General features: G+C 61.1%; 12 protein-coding genes. 3 read left to right on the top strand and 9 right to left on the bottom strand.

All coding sequences use genetic code 11. From position 1 onward, the window contains the following. Window positions 1-6: 6 nt before the first annotated feature. Window positions 7-1,155, top strand: coding sequence for a patatin-like phospholipase family protein (locus tag C4J83_RS21335; RefSeq protein WP_119742357.1), 1,149 nt, complete (start codon window positions 7-9; stop codon window positions 1,153-1,155). Between the two features lie 109 nt (window positions 1,156-1,264). Here the strand turns inward: C4J83_RS21335 and C4J83_RS21330 are convergent, their stop codons facing one another. The 7 genes from C4J83_RS21330 to puuE all read right to left on the bottom strand — a co-directional run bounded on the left by C4J83_RS21330 (window position 1,265) and on the right by puuE (window position 8,528). Further along, window positions 1,265-2,050: an outer membrane protein OmpK gene (locus tag C4J83_RS21330; RefSeq protein WP_119742358.1), complete on the bottom strand. Its 786-nt coding sequence runs from the start codon at window positions 2,048-2,050 to the stop codon at window positions 1,265-1,267. A 445-nt stretch (window positions 2,051-2,495) separates the two neighbouring features. Beyond that, window positions 2,496-3,839 carry a nucleobase:cation symporter-2 family protein gene (locus C4J83_RS21325; RefSeq protein ID WP_106576513.1) on the bottom strand — a complete coding sequence of 448 codons (1,344 nt, stop codon included), beginning with the start codon at window positions 3,837-3,839 and terminating at the stop codon, window positions 2,496-2,498. Between the two features lie 194 nt (window positions 3,840-4,033). After that, window positions 4,034-5,335, bottom strand: a complete 1,302-nt coding sequence (locus tag C4J83_RS21320) for a urate hydroxylase PuuD (RefSeq protein ID WP_124418140.1) — start codon at window positions 5,333-5,335, stop codon at window positions 4,034-4,036. A 50-nt stretch (window positions 5,336-5,385) separates the two neighbouring features. Continuing rightward, entirely contained in the window at window positions 5,386-5,889 is a 504-nt protein-coding gene (locus C4J83_RS21315; protein ID WP_106576515.1) for an ureidoglycolate lyase, read from the bottom strand. A 126-nt stretch (window positions 5,890-6,015) separates the two neighbouring features. Beyond that, window positions 6,016-7,011, bottom strand: a complete 996-nt coding sequence (gene alc, locus C4J83_RS21310; protein ID WP_119742360.1) for an allantoicase — start codon at window positions 7,009-7,011, stop codon at window positions 6,016-6,018. A gap of 78 nt (window positions 7,012-7,089) precedes the next feature. After that, entirely contained in the window at window positions 7,090-7,605 is a 516-nt protein-coding gene (gene uraD / locus C4J83_RS21305) for a 2-oxo-4-hydroxy-4-carboxy-5-ureidoimidazoline decarboxylase (RefSeq protein WP_124418139.1), read from the bottom strand. Continuing rightward, window positions 7,602-8,528 (bottom strand): allantoinase PuuE, encoded by a 927-nt coding sequence (gene puuE / locus C4J83_RS21300; protein WP_119742361.1) that lies wholly within the window; start codon window positions 8,526-8,528, stop codon window positions 7,602-7,604. Before puuE ends, uraD begins: the two co-directional genes overlap by 4 nt. Window positions 8,529-8,916: 388 nt before the next feature. Here puuE and uraH point away from each other — a divergent pair, with 388 nt between their 5' ends. Both uraH and C4J83_RS21290 read left to right on the top strand, forming a co-directional pair. Continuing rightward, window positions 8,917-9,270 (top strand): hydroxyisourate hydrolase, encoded by a 354-nt coding sequence (gene uraH / locus C4J83_RS21295; protein ID WP_106576519.1) that lies wholly within the window; start codon window positions 8,917-8,919, stop codon window positions 9,268-9,270. Between the two features lie 150 nt (window positions 9,271-9,420). Then, window positions 9,421-14,697, top strand: coding sequence for a dermonecrotic toxin domain-containing protein (locus C4J83_RS21290; RefSeq protein ID WP_124418138.1), 5,277 nt, complete (start codon window positions 9,421-9,423; stop codon window positions 14,695-14,697). Here C4J83_RS21290 and C4J83_RS21285 read toward each other — a convergent pair. Together C4J83_RS21285 and C4J83_RS21280 are read right to left on the bottom strand one after the other, a co-directional pair. Further along, window positions 14,672-15,313 (bottom strand): LysE family translocator, encoded by a 642-nt coding sequence (locus tag C4J83_RS21285; RefSeq protein WP_124418137.1) that lies wholly within the window; start codon window positions 15,311-15,313, stop codon window positions 14,672-14,674. The two genes, C4J83_RS21290 and C4J83_RS21285, sit on opposite strands and share 26 nt — an antisense overlap. Window positions 15,314-15,380: 67 nt before the next feature. Then, window positions 15,381-16,727: an NCS2 family permease gene (locus C4J83_RS21280; RefSeq protein ID WP_124418136.1), complete on the bottom strand. Its 1,347-nt coding sequence runs from the start codon at window positions 16,725-16,727 to the stop codon at window positions 15,381-15,383. Between the last annotated feature and the right edge of the window lie 54 nt (window positions 16,728-16,781).

Below are 16,781 nucleotides of genomic sequence, written 5' to 3'. Positions count from 1 at the left end.
GATGCAATGCGCCCAACTGAACCGGTCACAGGCTTGATTCTTTCCGGCGGCGGGGCGCGAGCGGCGTATCAGGTGGGGGTCCTGGCAGCGATTGCCGAATTGCTGCCGCCAGGGGCGCCCAATCCCTTTCCGGTGATCGTCGGCACGTCAGCAGGGGCGATCAATGCGGTGAGTCTTGCCAGCGGCGCGACTGATTTCACCGCCGCCATCGAGCGCCTCACGGCCTTCTGGCAGGGCTTTCGCAGCCATCGGGTGCTGCGCAGCGACTGGCCCGGGGTTATCCGCCAGGCCAGCCGTTTCTTGATCCACAGCTTGCTCGGCCTGGGGGCTCAGGTGCCGGTCGCGTTGCTCGACAGCACGCCGTTGCGCGCATTGCTCAAAGACAAGCTGCACCTGGACGGCATCGATGCGGCCATCCGTAACAACCACCTGCGTGCGGTCGCGGTCACGGCTTTCGGCTATGAGTCCGGGCAGGCAGTGACGTTCTATCAGGGCGGCGGCACTATCGATGCGTGGCTGCGCCATCGGCGTATCGGCATGCCCACCCAACTCACGGTTGAACACTTGCTGGCCAGTTCGGCGATCCCTTTGCTGTTTGCTCCGGTCAAACTCGATCAGGAGTATTTCGGCGATGGCGCGGTGCGCCAATCCGCGCCGATCAGCCCGGCCTTGCACCTGGGCGCCAGTCGGGTGCTGGTGGTGGGCGTGAGTGGCAATCCGCGCGGCAATGAGCCTTCCACGCAACGCACCTACACCGGCCAGGAGCCGACCCTGGCGCAGATCGGTGGGCACATGCTCAACAGCACGTTCATTGACAGCCTGGAGAGCGATATCGAATTGCTCGAGCGTCTGAACCAGTTCAGCCACGTGTTGCCGGTGGATGCGGCGATCCAGGGCCTGGCCCCGGTGGAGGTGTTGGTGATTGCGCCGAGCCAGCCGATCGACGAGATCGCCGCGCGGCATCGCCAGGAATTGCCGGCGGCGTTGCGCCTGTTCCTGCGTGGGCCGGGCGCGACCAAAACCAGCGGGGCAGGGGTGCTGAGTTACTTGTTGTTCGAGGCGGGGTATTGCAGCGAGTTGATCGAGTTGGGCAGGAAGGATGCGTTGGCCAAACGCGCGGAACTGTCGAGGTTCTTGGGCCTGTCGCCGCTATAAAGGTGGGAGCGGGCTTGCTCGCGAAGGCAGTGGATCAGCCCGCAGATTGGGTGACTGACACACCGCTTTCGCGAGCAGGCCCGCTCCCACCTTGGTTTTGCCGTGTTATTTAGAAGTGGTACTTGACCAGGAAGCTTGCGGTGTCCTGGTTGGTCTTGAACGCGCCGGAATCTTCAATCCCGTACTTGTTCTTCCAGTAGTCGTATTCAAAACCCACATACAACTGTTTCTCGCCCCAGTGCAGCGCCTTGCCCAGGTCGTATTTAACCTGTGGGTTGAAGTGCAGGTTGGCGTGGTAAGTGCCACGGGCGTTCTTGTCGTTGTCCACGACCCAGTCCATGAAACCGTCGATCAACACGTTGGAGTTGCCCACTGGAAGGGTGTACGACCAGACCGGGGTGATCTGCCAGACGCCATCACCCGGGCGATTGCCTTCGGTCTGGCGCTGATAGAAGTTCAACTGGAAGTAGTCGAAACCCGGGATGTTCAAGTCAAAACCCGGGCCCAACAGGTACGACTCGTTATCGCCTTCGCCGAACTCGTAAGTGAAGGCCAGCAATACATCTTTGATCGGGCCGAATGACAAATCCTTGTCGAAAATCTTGCCGAACGACAAACGCGGGCTGAACTCGCCGTAGTAGGTACTTGGGCCGACGTTGCCGTCTTCCTTGCCGTTGTAAAAGATGCGGTCGACGAACAAGAAGTTGTCGCCGTACTTCCAGGCATCGGCATGTTCAAACGTGACGGTCTGCTGAATCTGCGGGTTGACGGTGAAGTTCTTGCCCCATAGATACGTCAGGCTGTTGTTTTGCCACTGCAACAGATCGCCCGCCACGGCTTGGCCACCGGCCAGCAGGGATCCTGCCAGCATCAGGCCTTTCAACATAGGTTTCATTCGGTTGCTCCCGAGTCAAAGTTTTATGGTTGTTTTTCTACGCAGGCGCTCTGGTGTGGCGCCTTTTGGTTCGCTGCAAAAATCGTCTGTCTGGTCAGCTTTAATGCTTTTTAGCAAGAGCTGCGCCAAGGTGTTTAAAAAGCCAAAAAATCCCCGTCGGCTGCAGAAACTGCAGTCGAATTCCGGGGACTTTTGCGCACTTTGGCAGCCACTGCGGGGCCGGGATAAGTTGGCCCTGCAGTCAGCTTTTACATTCGCTGTTTTTTTTTGAGTCGATTCGAGCGGGCGCGGAGAATACTGGCTCCCAGGCCTTGGCTCAAGTGCGCTGTTAGAGAGCGCGTGGGGCAAGAATAGGGCGCGGCGTGTGGCCGGCCCCGGGTGGATGGCGTGCATGTGCGTGGTTCCTGTTGTTTATTATTTTTGTTGTTTTTAAAAACAGGTGGAATCAATGCGTGTGGGCGACAACGGGGCGTTCAGCACCTCCCAGAATGTTGAACAGTACATTCAGCGACAGCGCGCTGAGGGTGGCCATGGCAATTCCGCTGTGGGTAATCGGGCTCATCCATAAGGGCAATTGCGCGAAGAACTCCGGACGCACCACCGGGATCAGGCCCATGCCGATACTCACCGCCACCAGCAACTGATTACGCCGGTCGGTGATATCGGCTTCCTGCAGGATTTTGATCCCGGTCGCCGCGACCATGCCGAACATGGCAATTGCCGCGCCGCCGAGGACCGCCGGTGGAATCGAGGCCACCAGAAAGGCGGCTTTGGGCAACAGGCTGAGCACAATCAAAAACGCGCCGGCCATGATCGTCACCGAGCGGCAACGCACGCCCGTCATCTGCACCAGGCCAATGTTCTGCGCGAACGAGGAATGGGTAAACGTATTGAAGAAGCCGGCAAAAAACGAGGCGCCGGCATCACACAGCAGGCCACGGCGCAGCATTTTTGGGGTGACGTCCTGACCGGTGATTTTGCCCAGAGCGAGGAACATGCCGGTGGACTCGACAAAGATGATGACCACCACCAGGCACATCGACAGGATTGGCGCCAGCTCGAACCGGGGCATGCCGAAATGCAACGGCGTCACCACCTGCACCCACGGCGCCTGGGCCAGGCCACTGAGGTCAACCATGCCGATCATGCCGCACAGGCCATAGCCGAGCGCCATGCCGATCAGCACCGAGATGTTCACCCAGAAGCCGCGCATGAAACGGTTGATCAGCAGGATGGTGCCCAATACCAGCGCGGCAATCGCCAGGTAGACCGGCGAGCCGAACGTGGCGGCGGCGCTGCCTCCGCCGGCCCAGTTCACGGCCACTGGAAACAGCGACAGGCCGATGGCGGTGATCACGGTGCCGGTGACCAACGGCGGGAAAAAACGCACCACCTTGGACATGAACGGCGCGATCAACAGGCCGAAGAACCCGGCGGCAATGGTTGCGCCGAAGATCCCCTGCAAGCCGATACCGGGCATGCCCGCCATCGCCACCATGCTGCCGACGGCGGCAAAACTGGCGCCCATCATCACCGGCATGCGGATGCCCACCGGGCCGATGCCGAACGACTGCACCAGGGTGGCGATACCGGCAACCAGCAGGTCGGCGTTGATCAGAAAGGCGATTTCTTCACGGCTCAAACCGGCGGCTTGGCCAATGATCAGGGGCACGGCGACGGCGCCGCCGTACATCAGCAAGACGTGTTGCAGGCCTACCAGAATCAGTTGCAAGAGGGGCAGCCGCACCATGGCGGGCGCGGCAGGAGTCTGCGGTTCTAACTGGGACATGCAACACCTCGAATCTTTTTATTTTTGTGTTGTTTGGCATTCAATTGCCATTTGGAACGCGATCGGTAAATCGGCGCAAATCCCCTGTGGGAGCGGGCTTGCTCGCGAAAGCGGTGTGTCATTCAACTCATCAGTGACTGAACGATCGCATTCGCGAGCAAGCCCGCTCCCCCATTTGGATGTGCATCAGGCTGTCAGTTTGTGCGCGCCCCCTGATTGATCCAGGTGCCGATCAGGTCGCGCTCCTGCTGAGTCATCTGGGTGATGTTGCCCAGCGGCATGATCTGGCTGGCGACGGCTTGCGCCTGAATGCGCGGGGCCAATTGCTGGATCTGCTGCGGCGTATCAAACATCACGCCCGCCGGCGCGGTACTGAACAAGGGGCTGGTCGGCTTGGCCGAATGGCACACGGCGCAGCGTTCCTGAATCACCCCATGCACCTTGTCAAAATCAATCGATGCCTGGGCCGGTGCTGCTTCGGCGGGGGCCGGTGCGGGTGCCGCTGGCGCAGCCGGTTTGAGCCCGCCACCCAGTGCCGTTTCCGGCAGCGGCTGGTACTCGATGGCAGCCGGAGCCTTGGCCACTTCCGGAGCAGTCGACACCGGTTTTGGACCGGTCACGTACGCCAGGCAAATCATCGCCAATGCGCCCACCGGCAAGGTCCACGCGTACTTCTGGCTGTTATGACGGGTGTTGAAGTAGTGCCGCACCAACACCGCCGCCACCGCGATACCTGCGAGAATCAGCCAGTTGTATTGGCTGCCGTAGGTGCTCGGGAAGTGGTTGCTGATCATGATGAACAGCACCGGCAAGGTGAAGTAGTTGTTGTGCCGTGAGCGCAGCAAACCCTTGGCCGGCAGGGCCGGGTCCGGCGTGCGGTTCTCGGCAATCGCCGCTACCAGCGCACGCTGGGCCGGCATGATGATGCGGAACACGTTGCCGACCATGATGGTGCCGATCACGGCGCCTACATGCAGGTAAGCACCACGGCCGCTGAAAACTTTGCTGAAGCCGTACGCAGCAGCAATCAACAGCACGAACAGGATCAGGCCGAGCAGGGCAGGGCGCTTGCCCAGGGCCGAGTCGCACAGAAAGGAGTAGATGAACCAGCCGGCCAGCAGCGAGCCGAGGCCCAGCAACACACCTTCCGGACCGCTGAGGCTGCTGCCCGGGGCCAGCAGGTACAAGGTCGGGTTGGCGTAGAACACCACGCACAGCAGCGCGATGCCGGACATCCAGGTGAAATAGGCTTCCCATTTGAACCAGTGCAGGTTGTCCGGCATGGTTGGCGGGGCCAGTTTGTATTTTTCCAGGTGGTAGATACCGCCACCGTGGATCGCCCACAAGTCACCGGCGAGGCCGTCCTTGGGGTTGACGCGATTGAGGTTGTTTTCCAGCCAAACGAAGTAGAACGAAGCGCCGATCCAGGCGACGCCGGTGATCATGTGAACCCAGCGCACGCTCAGGTTCAGCCATTCCATCAAATGTGCTTCCACAGTCTTTACCTCTCGCCTGTCACTCTGTTGTCGAGTGATCAGACCTTCTCTTATTGGTGGGGGGCGAGGATCAACCGCTCATCCTCTTTGAAAAAATGCTCATCGCAGTTATTGCCGGTGCCACTGCGATCAACCACCAGGAAGTCATCCCGCTTTTCGATCGTCAGCACCGGGTGGTGCCAGACGCCGCGATGGTAATTAATGCCCTGCCTGCCGTTGGTGACGAAGGCGCGGACCAAGCCCGATACAGGTGCATCGCCAAGTGGCGCGACCACGATCAGAAAGGGGTTGCCGAGCAGCGGAATGAAAGCCTGGCTGCCCAGCGGGTGTCTCTCCAGCATGCACACGGTCAGCGGCATGTCCTGCGCGTCGGCGCGGAAGATGCTGATGATCGCGTTGTCTTCAGGCTGCGCGGTTTCTACCGTTGCCAGCTTGTGAAAGCGCATGGTCGACCCGTTATTGATCATGAAGTGATCGCTGCCATCGGTTTCGATAACGTCTCCGAAAGGGGCGAAGGCTTCTTTGGTCAGGGGTTCGATCACTAGTGTGCGCATGGCTGTCTTCTTATCCGGATTCTGTGTTGTGTGTTCTGGCGCCTTCGCGAGCAAGCCCGCTCCCACCTGTTGATGTGCGAATACATTCAGATGTGGGAGCTGGCTTGCCTGCGATGGGCTCACCGCTTATTTAGCTACTTTGCCCAAAACCCGCAGGCGGCTCACACCACCATCCGGGAACACATTCAGGCGAATGTGAGTGATCGGGCCCAGCGCCTTGATCTGCTCGGCGAAGGTGTGTTCAGCGTGCATTTCCAGTTTCTGCGCCGGCAGCAGTTCGCGCCAGAACAGCGATTGGGTTTCGATCTGGCTGTCGGTGCCGCCCTTCACGAACGCGCCCTGGATGGAGCACGTGTCCGGGTAGTTGCCCTTGAAGTGCAGGGTGTCGACGATGATTTTTTCGATCTCGCCCGGGTGACCCAGCGCGACGATCACCCAGTCATTGCCAGGCGTGCGACGACGTGCGGTTTCCCAGCCATCGCCCATGTTGATGCCACGTCCAGGGTTGAGGATGTTGCTCATGCGGCCGAAGTGTTCATCGGAGCAGGCCAGCGCACGACCACCGTTCAAGGCAGCGGCCAGGTCGACTTGTTCGTTGTCGCCCACCGACGACCAGTCGCGGAACGGCACGCCGTAGACGCGCAGACGGGCTACGCCGCCATCCGGGTAGATGTTGAAGCGCAGGTGGCTGAACGCTTTGTCGTTGTTGATCTCGTGGTAGTGGTGGCTGTTGCCTTGCAGCTCGACGGCCGACAGCACTTCCACCCACTGAGTGTTTTCATCAGGATCGCCCGAGGCCAGGAAGCACGCCTCCAGGGACGCCGACGGTGGGAAGTTGCCGGTGAAGAATGAAGTGTCGATGTCCACGCCTTTGATCGAGCCGGGCACGCCCAGGCGGATCACCGCGCTGTCGTAGCCTTCGAAGCGCTTGCGGCGCGACTCCCAGCCGTCCATCCACTTGCCGTTATCATCGAAAACGCCCTCCTTCCACACAGCCGGGGTCGGCTGGAACAGGCGGTTGGCGTCAGCGAACCAGTCATCGGTCACCGAAAGGATCTTGGTGCCCAGACGGGCGTCGGCCAGGTTGACGAACTTCTCGAAAGGTACGGCGTAAGCTTTCATTCTTCTTGTCTGCCTTAAATAGAGTGGCTTGGGATGCTCGCCAGGCCCTGGGCGTCATGAGCGCTCGGGCCAGGTCTGCTAAAGGGTCAGTAATCGGAACAACGCGATTTTGTTGATCTCGGCCAGGGCGCATTTGAACTCGGCGTCCACCGAGTTGTGAATGCGCGTTTCGAACGCGGCGAGGATCTGGTGCCGGTTGCTGCCTTTTACCGCCATGATGAAGGGAAACTTGAACTTGGCCTTGTAGGCATCGTTCAGCTCGGTGAAGCGAGAAAACTCCTCGCTCGAGCATTGGTGAATACCGGCGCCAGCCTGTTCATGGGTGCTGGCTTCGGTCAGTTGGCCCTGGACGGCAGCTTTGCCGGCCAGGTCCGGGTGAGCGTTGATCAGGGCCAACTGGCTGGCATGATCGGCGCTCAACAGGATGTCGCTCATGCGCTGGTGCAGGATTTCGATCTGGTCGATCGACGCGTCCTGGCCCAGGTCGAAGGCCTTTTCGGCCACCCATGGCGAATGTTCGTAGATGTCGGCGAAGGCTGTCACGAATGCCTCGCGGCTCAGGCTCGACGGTTTCAAGGTCTGGAACGCAGTCATTTCGCCGCTCCCGTGTACGGGTGGGTTTCGTGCCAGTGGCGGGCAATGTCGACGCGGCGGGTGAACCAGACGTGTTCATGGCCCTTGGCGTATTCGAGAAACCGCTTGAGGGCGGCGAGGCGCGCCGGCCGGCCGATCAGGCGGCAATGCAGGCCGATGGAAAGCATTTTCGGTGCGTCGGCGCCTTCGGCATACAGCACGTCGAAGGCATCCTTGAGGTACTCGAAAAAGTCATCGCCCTTGTTGAAACCCTGCACCTGGGTGAAGCGCATGTCGTTGGTGTCCAGGGTGTAGGGGATCACCAGGTGCGGCTTGCCGGTGGGGTTGTTGGGTTCCCAGTAGGGCAGGTCGTCGTCATAGGTGTCGCAGTCGTACAGAAAGCCGCCTTCCTCCATCACCAGCCGCCGCGTATTGGGGCCGGTGCGACCGGTGTACCAGCCCAATGGGCGCTCGCCGGTCAGCTCGGTGAGGATGCGGATGGCTTCGAGCATGTGCTCGCGCTCCTGGGCCTCGTCCATGTACTGGTAGTCGATCCAGCGATAGCCGTGGCTGCAGATCTCATGGCCGGCGGCGACCATCGCGCGGATCACATCCGGGTGGCGCTGGGCGGCCATGGCCACGGCGAAGATGGTCAGCGGGATGTCGAATTCTTTGAACAATTTGAGGATGCGCCACACGCCGGCACGGCTGCCGTATTCATACAGCGACTCCATGCTCATGTTGCGCTCGCCTTGCAGCGGCTGGGCCGAGACCATCTCCGAAAGGAATGCCTCGGACTCTTTGTCACCGTGCAAAATGTTGCGCTCACCGCCTTCTTCGTAGTTGAGTACGAAAGACAGCGCGATGCGTGCCTTGCCCGGCCAGTGGGGGTGAGGAGGGTTACTGCCGTAACCGATCAGGTCGCGTGGGTAGTCAGCGCTCACTGCAGTCTTCCTTCTTGTTCGTCGTAGTAGCGATGAGTGATTGTATACAACTTATCGCCGACTTTGTAAGCCCGCATTTCTGCATTTTTTCTGAACGGCCTGCGTTCAAGCTACTGCAAGAAACCTGCCTGACTGGTCAGCTAAACGCTAAAAAGATTTTCTCGGATGCGCAGCGGTGGGCGCTGGCTGGCCGGCGATCGTCTGAATTGGTTTTATCGGCTGCAACGCTGTGGTCGGCGAGCCGGCGGCAGCGAGGCGCGGGATATTTGTTGAATTTATTGTGTACAATTTTTTTAGAAAGTGTCTTAATCAGCCGTCACCGGCTTTTTCACTGCCCTGAAAAAGTGCGGATCACTTTTCTACTGCCTACGGGAGGCGCAAAGACGCCATGGGACGCTTGACCACACACGTTTTGGACGCCGCACATGGCTGCCCCGGCAGCGCAATCAAGGTCGAACTGTACCGCGTCGAGGGCGCGCAGCTGGAACTGGTCGCCACCGCCGTGACCAACAGCGACGGCCGTTGCGACGCGCCTTTGCTGCAAGGTGACGATTACCGCAGCGGTGTGTACCAGGTGCAATTCAGCGCCGGCGATTATTACCGGGCCCGCGGTGTGCAGCTTCCCGAGCCGGCTTTTCTGGATGTGGTGGTACTGCGTTTTGGCATCAGCGCCGAACAGGACCATTACCATGTACCCCTGCTGATTTCGCCTTACAGCTACTCCACCTATCGCGGTAGCTGAGCGTCACCTCGCTTCACACCCCCAAAGCTCTTCGTTGGTTTTTCGCCCGCCCACACTGCGGGCTTTTTTTGCCTGTTGCGCGTTCAACTATCTAGCCCCTCTGAATGTCGGTGATGCCTAGGCTGGCGTTTTCCTCAGAAGAAAACACAAATGGCCTCGTCCCCAGATCACCCAGGCGTTTTGCCCTCTTTCAGTTCCGTGCCCGAAGACGTTGACGCTGTCGCCGCCGCCGAAGCCCAATTGCAGGCCATTCGAGATCAACTGACCCGGCGGATCAACCGGTTTACCCATCCCAGCCGTCTGATCAATCAGCTCGCTCTTGCCGATTGGCGCTTAAGCGAATCGGTGCGCGCACTGGCACAGCTGATAGGGCGCTCGCCCAAAATCCTGCGCGTGATCCGTGCTCAACTGCGCAAAGCATTTGAGATTGAACCGGACACTCTGCTGTTTACCGAGCCCAAGCGCCCGGGCGCACCGCAGATCATCAACAGCTTGACCGAGCGGGCCTTATCACTGCTGGCGCGGCCCTCGGTGCCTATCAATGTCAATCAATTCACCACGCTCAGCATAAAAGGGCAGCCAAGCCGTCGGTTGCCCTATACCCCTTTGCAAGCGTTGCAGCGAGTCATTGCGATGCGGCTTTTTGAGCGGCTGGCGCAGGTGGCAGACCGCTATTGGGACACATTGGCGCAAGGCTCCTGGCTCACACGCCGCGAGCGCTGGGTTGAGCTGCACGCAGAACTGTTCGCTGACCGGGCCTTCATGGCGCGGCAACTGGATGAGCTATCACCGGCGGGCATGCGCCTGGTGCAGGCGGTGATCGATGCCCCGACCGCGCCTGCACGCCAACGTGCAGGCGGGGATTGGGCCACCGTACGGGTAGGGCAACTGATGTGGCCCGGCACGCCTGCGGTGGTAATCCCTGGCGTATTGCACCTTTATCGTGAGGGTGATCCCGCACAGTCGCCGCAGGTGGTGTACCTGCCGGGTGTGGCCCGCACGTTCTACGAGTACCCGTCTTTCGCCGCCCTGCAGGAGGGCCTGTTGCGGTTGGACCGTGCGCAGTTGCATGTCCTCTGGCAGTGCTTGGCGTCAGGTCGTCGTACGGGGTTATGCCAGCCCGCGCAGTTGTCTGCGGCGAGCGGTTTTGTGCGCGGCCTGGAAGTGCTCGACGATGCGTTGGCGCTGGGCGCGCAAGCGTTGTTGCGCGGGCAATGGAACAACGAATTGGCGTGTGCCGTGAGGATCGATCCCCCCTTTGTTTTATCGGCACAACCGCCTCGGCCGGTGGCTGTCGCAGCGTTACTCGCGCAGGTGGAAGGGGAGCGAAAACAATGGGTCGGCAGCACCCGGCTTGGCGCTCTTGCCGAGCCGTTACTCAAATGGGACCAGCAACGACGCAGCGCGGAAATAATTTTTGCCAGTACCTCATCCGGCTTGGCCTTGCGCACCGCGCAGCAGCAGGTCAAGCGTTACGAAAAAGGTCTGCTGGCCTTGCTGGATCCGTATGAACCCGGCATCGAGACCCTCGCTTATCAGCAATTCATCACGCTGAAGGGGCAGCTCGCGGTGCATGCCCAGGCGCTGAATTCGTTGCTGCAGGGTGCAGAGCACCGACTGCTCGACCTGAAATTCTGGGCCGCGCGCCCCGGCGGCGCGCAGACGCCCAGGCGTGCCTGGTTGTTCATGCATGCTCAAACCGAGGCGCTGCGCTGCGAGGTTCAGGTGCAACACCGTCTCAAGCTGCTGGGCACCGCCCACCGCGACCTGTTGATCGACGTGCTGGACCCGCCTCCGCCCTCGGCGCGCCCGGGCAGTCAAACCCAGGTGCTTTCAATCGCCGTGGGCAGTGAGCCCGATGCTTTTTATCCATTGCATAATGTGTGGCTGGTGACCACAGCGGCCGCGCTGAGGGTGCCGACCCGCCAGCTTCCGGTGGTGCTCTACGCCTTTGGGGAAGAGGGCGGGGTACTCGGTTTTGCCGGGCTGGAGGCCTTGACCCGAAGCGTCAAGGCGAGCCTCGGCAGCCGGGACGGCTCGGTGCTGTGGCGCTGTGTCGAGCATGACAAGCGCAGCGATTTGCGCGCACATGCGCTGCGTGAAACCTTGGCTGTGCGCTACGTTCCCATCGACGGCAAGCCTGCACTGGCGGCGTTGAAAAAATTGCTGGGTTGCTACGATCGCCTGCACAAAAGCACTGAAGACATCACGCGTATTTTCAGCGAAGTGACGGGGGTCGGGTTCAGTCGCGCGCTGCTGCTGGCGGCGTTGGCGCAACAGCTCAAGGTGCCGGCCAATAATGCCCTGAGCCAGGCCCAGGCGAACATCGAATTACTGCGCAAGGCCGCATCTGACGCGCAGAAATTGCCGGCGGGGTGGGTGGGCGCCACGCGTGCCCAGCGCAAAGACTTCAAACGTTCGCAGCGTCTTTACCTCAGCAGTGCGTTGGCCTTCCAGACGCGGCTTGAGCAGCACCTGCCCGATTTGGACACGTTTGCCCGCCGTGCCTTGACCGCCCGTTTGCAGCAGGACGGTGTCCCTGCGTCGTGGCTGATCGACCAGCCTTTTATTGAAATGCCCGACGATGTTCATGGCCGCTTTTGTGGATGGGCAAGCGGCTGCACGGTCGGCAATCGCGGCATTGTCCTCACTGCCACCTCGACGCGTACCTCCTTCAGTCTGCTGCAATTGGCGCTGCACAACCTCGACCCACTGGCACCCTGGACGCAATGGCGATTGAACCGCGCCCGCTTTCTGCAACCTGAATGGCGACACCGGCTCAATGCCGGCTATTTGATCCAGATGGTCGCTTCGCTGGACATCGGCGGGCAGTACGACGCATTGATCAACCGCGCTTTTTATCCGCCTGCCGGCACCGACCGCGCGCTCAGCGAAGCACGCATCCCGCCCTTATTGAATCGCGCGTTGCACGCAGGCGTTGACCATCATCTGTTCCTGGCGCGGCAAGGCGGGCTGTCGGCGAACGCGCAAAGTGTGTTTAGCACCGCCATGGCGGCCCGCATGCCGCCCGACTTGCTGAAAAACCAGCATGAGTTGCAACTGCACGTGGTGCATCTGGTGGGCCATACGATGCAGCACGACCGCTATGTCGCAGGCATTGTGGTGGTGCAGGACCAGCGTTCCGAATGTTGCGTGGTCTACTGGCCCGATGCGCCGCAAGCCTGGGTCCTCACCGAGTACAGCGACCTGCAACAGGCCCAAGCCGCATTGAACCGTGTCGGCGCATCGGCGGATAACGCCAAAGTGCTCGCGCGACAAGTCGCACCTGGCTGGGCATTTGAGGCAATCACCCATCATCCGGACCGCGCCGATAGCCCAGGTCACCTGTTCAGCACACTTGATCTGCCGCCTGCATTTTTTATGGTGAAGGGGATTTGGCGGGGGCTCGGCTTTATTCGCTCCTTCAGCATCAAGCATCTGGAGCCGACGGCGTTGCTGGATGAGATTGAAGCCCAGGCCCGTGAGCAGATTGCCAGTGACCCGCAGGGCTGGCTGGCGATTGTCGCCACCTCTCACAGCGATGCTCGCGCATTGCTCTACCACGCCAGCGTGCTTGACCTGCAGCGCCGCACGCAAGCCGCCAGCCATTCTGGCAAGGCGCTGCAGGCTTATCGGGCCCGTCGCCTAGGTGAGCAAAGCGAGACACGTACGCGGGCGCTGGTGGGTTTTTTCTGCCCGCTGTACGGGATTTTTAATCAATTCCATGAGCTGCTGCTTATGGCGCGGCGCTATCACCGCTTTGGCGACGCCCACGCTGCGGTCGATGTGGGCTTTATGAGCACGTTTCTGGCGATCGATGTGTTGCTTAACTTTATTCCCGGCCCCAAGAGGATGCCGGTGGCGGCGGCCCGAATGGTGCGGCCGGCCACGCGGGCAGTGCTGGGGCGTATCCATCGGCTGCGCATGACGGCCCGCGGACTTGAGCGCCTGGCGCCGCCACCGGTGGCTCAACTCAAGGGGCTGGAGCGTTTCAAGATCAACGGGGTGCCTCAAGGGGCCGTGGCATTGAAAGGTGTTGGTGAAAAAGGCGTGTATGTACTGGATGGCGAGCTGTTCGTGGCGGACGACTCACACCATTACCCGCTTTACCGGCGTGGCGACGAACACGCGTTGCGCCTGAAAAACCGGCAGGCGCCAGGGCAAGACGAACTGATTGTGCACGTGCACCAGCCCAGGGAATGGTTGCTGGGTGCGGATGCGCCTCAGCCGGTGGCGGGGTCGAGCTCGACGGTGCTCAGCCCGTGGCGTGCGCCCGTGCAGGCGCCACCGGACTGGCAGCCACCCACGGTGCGCGCCGCCACGCAAAACCGCATTTATCGGTCACCGGCGCCCAACCCCTATTGGTTCGAGTGGCGTGTTCAGGATGCGACGGGGCACGTGTCCGGCCTCTCGGCGTTCGGCACGTTTCATGTGCACAGGGAGCCGCCGGGCTTTCCCTACGACGCGGTCTACATCGGGCCCCGATATGACAGCCTCGCCGCATCGGGGGCGGGGTATTACAGGGTGCTTCATCAGGGCGACAATGCGCCCTGGAATGGCATCGCGTTCATCACCCGCAATGAGCCGCTGGTTTCGCTGGCCCGTGTTGATATTGAACGTTGGACCAGCACTGCGATGGGCGAACAGCCCATTCCGGTATCACGCAGCGTATCGGGTGAGTGGCAGGTGCATGCCCCTTTGTTTGACCGGCCGCTGGAGCAGTCAGTGGGGCAGGCGTTTCCCAGCATGACCCGTCGCAGCCAGACATTGGCCGCCGCAAGGCTGATTGAACTGACCGACTCTTCGCGCTCGGCGACGGCCACGCACCTGCTCAATATCCGTTCGACGCTGGACAATTGGCTGGTTTCGACCCCCAACGGGCCGGGTCAGACCGATGATTTACTGAGAATGTTACGGCCCACCGAAAGGACGGGCAGGTCGCTGCACATCGGTTACGAAGGCAAGGCCCCGGGCTTCACGCGCGTCGACTTCCGGGCCGCGGGGTTGGACGCTGCGTTGCAATCCGGCGGTCGTGAGGTCAAGCCTCAGCGAATCTTGGCGCAGCGCGCCGCAGTCAAGCGCGCGCTGGAGCAGCAGGGGTTCAACGTGCAGGAGCTGCAACTCAGGCATGGGCGAAAGCCGACGCATGAGTTGATCGCGACCCATCCTTCCTCGCCTTCGAACACGCTGTACTACGTGTCCATCCACTGGATCGAGAAAGGCTCGGTGAGGCTGGAAACCAGGCTGACGGACCGTTGGTTTGACGCCGCAATCAACGCACATCCCCGGTCGGTTGCCTTGATGGGCGTCAAGAGCGCCATGAACGAAAATCGCCTGGCTCGGATCGTTGCCGGCATTCAATGGCCCACCACGCCGGCGGCCCGCCCGAGCGTCTACTTTGTCAAAGTGAGCCCGTCCTCGCCTTGATCAGCGACACCATGCCAGCGGCGCCGAACAGTGCGGCGCTGACGCGGTTGAACCAGCTCTGGCCACTGCCGCTGCGCAGGTAGCGCGCTGCCCCATGGGCGCCCAGGCCATAGGCCAGCTTGCACAGCAAGTCGAGTACGGTCCAGGTGGCAATCATGATCAGCAATTGCGGCAGCAACGCGTGCTCGCTGCTGAGAAACTGCGGCAAGAAGGCGGCAAAGAACAGGATGTCCTTGGGGTTGCTGGCGCCCAGCACAAATGCGCGACCGAACAAGGCGCGAAAACGCGGTGTGGCCACGGCCTGGGGCACCACGGCGCCCTGGGCCGGTTGGCGCGATTGCTGCCAGCTCTGCCAGGCGAGGTAAAACAGGTACAGCGCACCGACAACCTTCAGGGCGCTGAACAACTGCTCCGAGGCCAACAGCAACGCACCCAGCCCTAATGCCGAGGCACTCAACAGGCAGATCGAGGCGAACACGCCGCCCAGAAACGCCGGGTAGGAACGGCGCAGGCCGTAGTTCAGGCTGTTGCTGATCATCAACAGCGACAGCGGGCCGGGGATCAGTATCACGATCAATGCAGCGCCACTGAACAGCAGCCAGGTTTCCAGGGTCATTTACAGTCCTCCATTCGTACAAAAGCCCCACCCGAAGGTGAGGCGGTTTTCGGCCGTTTCCTGCGAACTACAGGAAGATAAACTTCGCGATGAAAATCGCGCACAGCACCCACAGGCTGATGGAAATCTCGCGGTACTTGCCGGTGCCGGCCTTGAGCGCCACATACGTGATGAAGCCCAGCGCGATACCGTCGGCGACCGAGAACGTCAGCGGCATCATGATCGCGGTCACGATGGCGGGGATGCTGTCGGTGGCTTCGTCCCAATTGATATGGGCCATGCTCGCCATCATCAGCATGGCGACGTAAATCAGCGCACCGGCGGTGGCATAGGCGGGAATCATGCCGGCCAAGGGCGCGAAAAACATTGCCGCCACAAACAGCACGCCCACGGTCACGGCGGTCAACCCGGTGCGACCGCCCGCGGCCACACCGGCAGCACTTTCCACATAGCTGGTCACCGGCGGCACGCCGACCATGGCGCCAAACACGCTGGAGGCACTGTCGGCCTTCAGCGCGCGGGACAGGTTATGAATCTTGCCATCGGCGCCCACCAGTCCGGCGCGTTGCGCAACGCCCATCAGTGTACCGGCAGTGTCGAACATGTGTACAAAAAGAAATGCAAACACGACGCTGATCATGCTGACATTGAATACACCTTTGATGTCCATGGCCATCCAGGTCGGCGCCAGGCTGGGCGGGGTGGAGAGGATGCCGTTGTAGTGCACCAGGTCCAGGCCCCAACCGGCCAGGGTGACCGCGATGATGCTGATGAGGATTGCGCCAAACACCCGGTGGTAACTGAGGATCGCGATCAGCAAAAAGCACACCGCCGCCAGCAGTGGCGCGGGCTGGTGCAGCGACCCCAGCTTGATCAGCGTGGCCGGGCTGTCGACGATGATGCCGGCGGTTTTCAGGCCGATCACCCCTAGAAACAGACCGACACCGGCGCCCATGGCGTGGCGCAGGCTGACGGGAATACTGTTGAGCAGCCACTCACGCACACGGGACAGGGTCAGGCCCATGAACAACACCCCGGAAACAAACACCGCGCCCAGCGCCGTTTCCCAGTGATAGCCCATGGTGCCGACCACGGTGTAGGTGAAAAACGCGTTCAAACCCATGCCCGGCGCCAGGCCCACGGGCCAGTTGGCGTAAAGGCCCATCAACAGGCAACCGAGCGCAGCGGCGATGCACGTGGCGACAAACGCCGCACCGTGGTCGATGCCGGCATCGGCCATGATGTTCGGGTTGACGAAGATGATGTAGGCCATGGTGATGAACGTGGTGAGGCCGGCGATCAGTTCGGTCTTCACTGTGGTGCCATGCAAACGCAGTTTGAACAGGCGTTCCAGCCAGCCGCCGTGCGGCGGGGAGAGGTCCAGCGTTGGGGCTTCGGATTTGCGGCTTTCCACAGCGAGTACTCCTCAAGAGTTTTATTGTTATTTCCAGCGCCGGTCACAGGTGTG

The organism is Pseudomonas sp. LBUM920 (assembly GCF_003852315.1).
Taxonomy (GTDB): Bacteria; Pseudomonadota; Gammaproteobacteria; order Pseudomonadales; family Pseudomonadaceae; genus Aquipseudomonas.
Note: the sequence above shows the minus strand (reverse complement) of the source record. Positions and strands in the feature narration are given on the sequence as shown.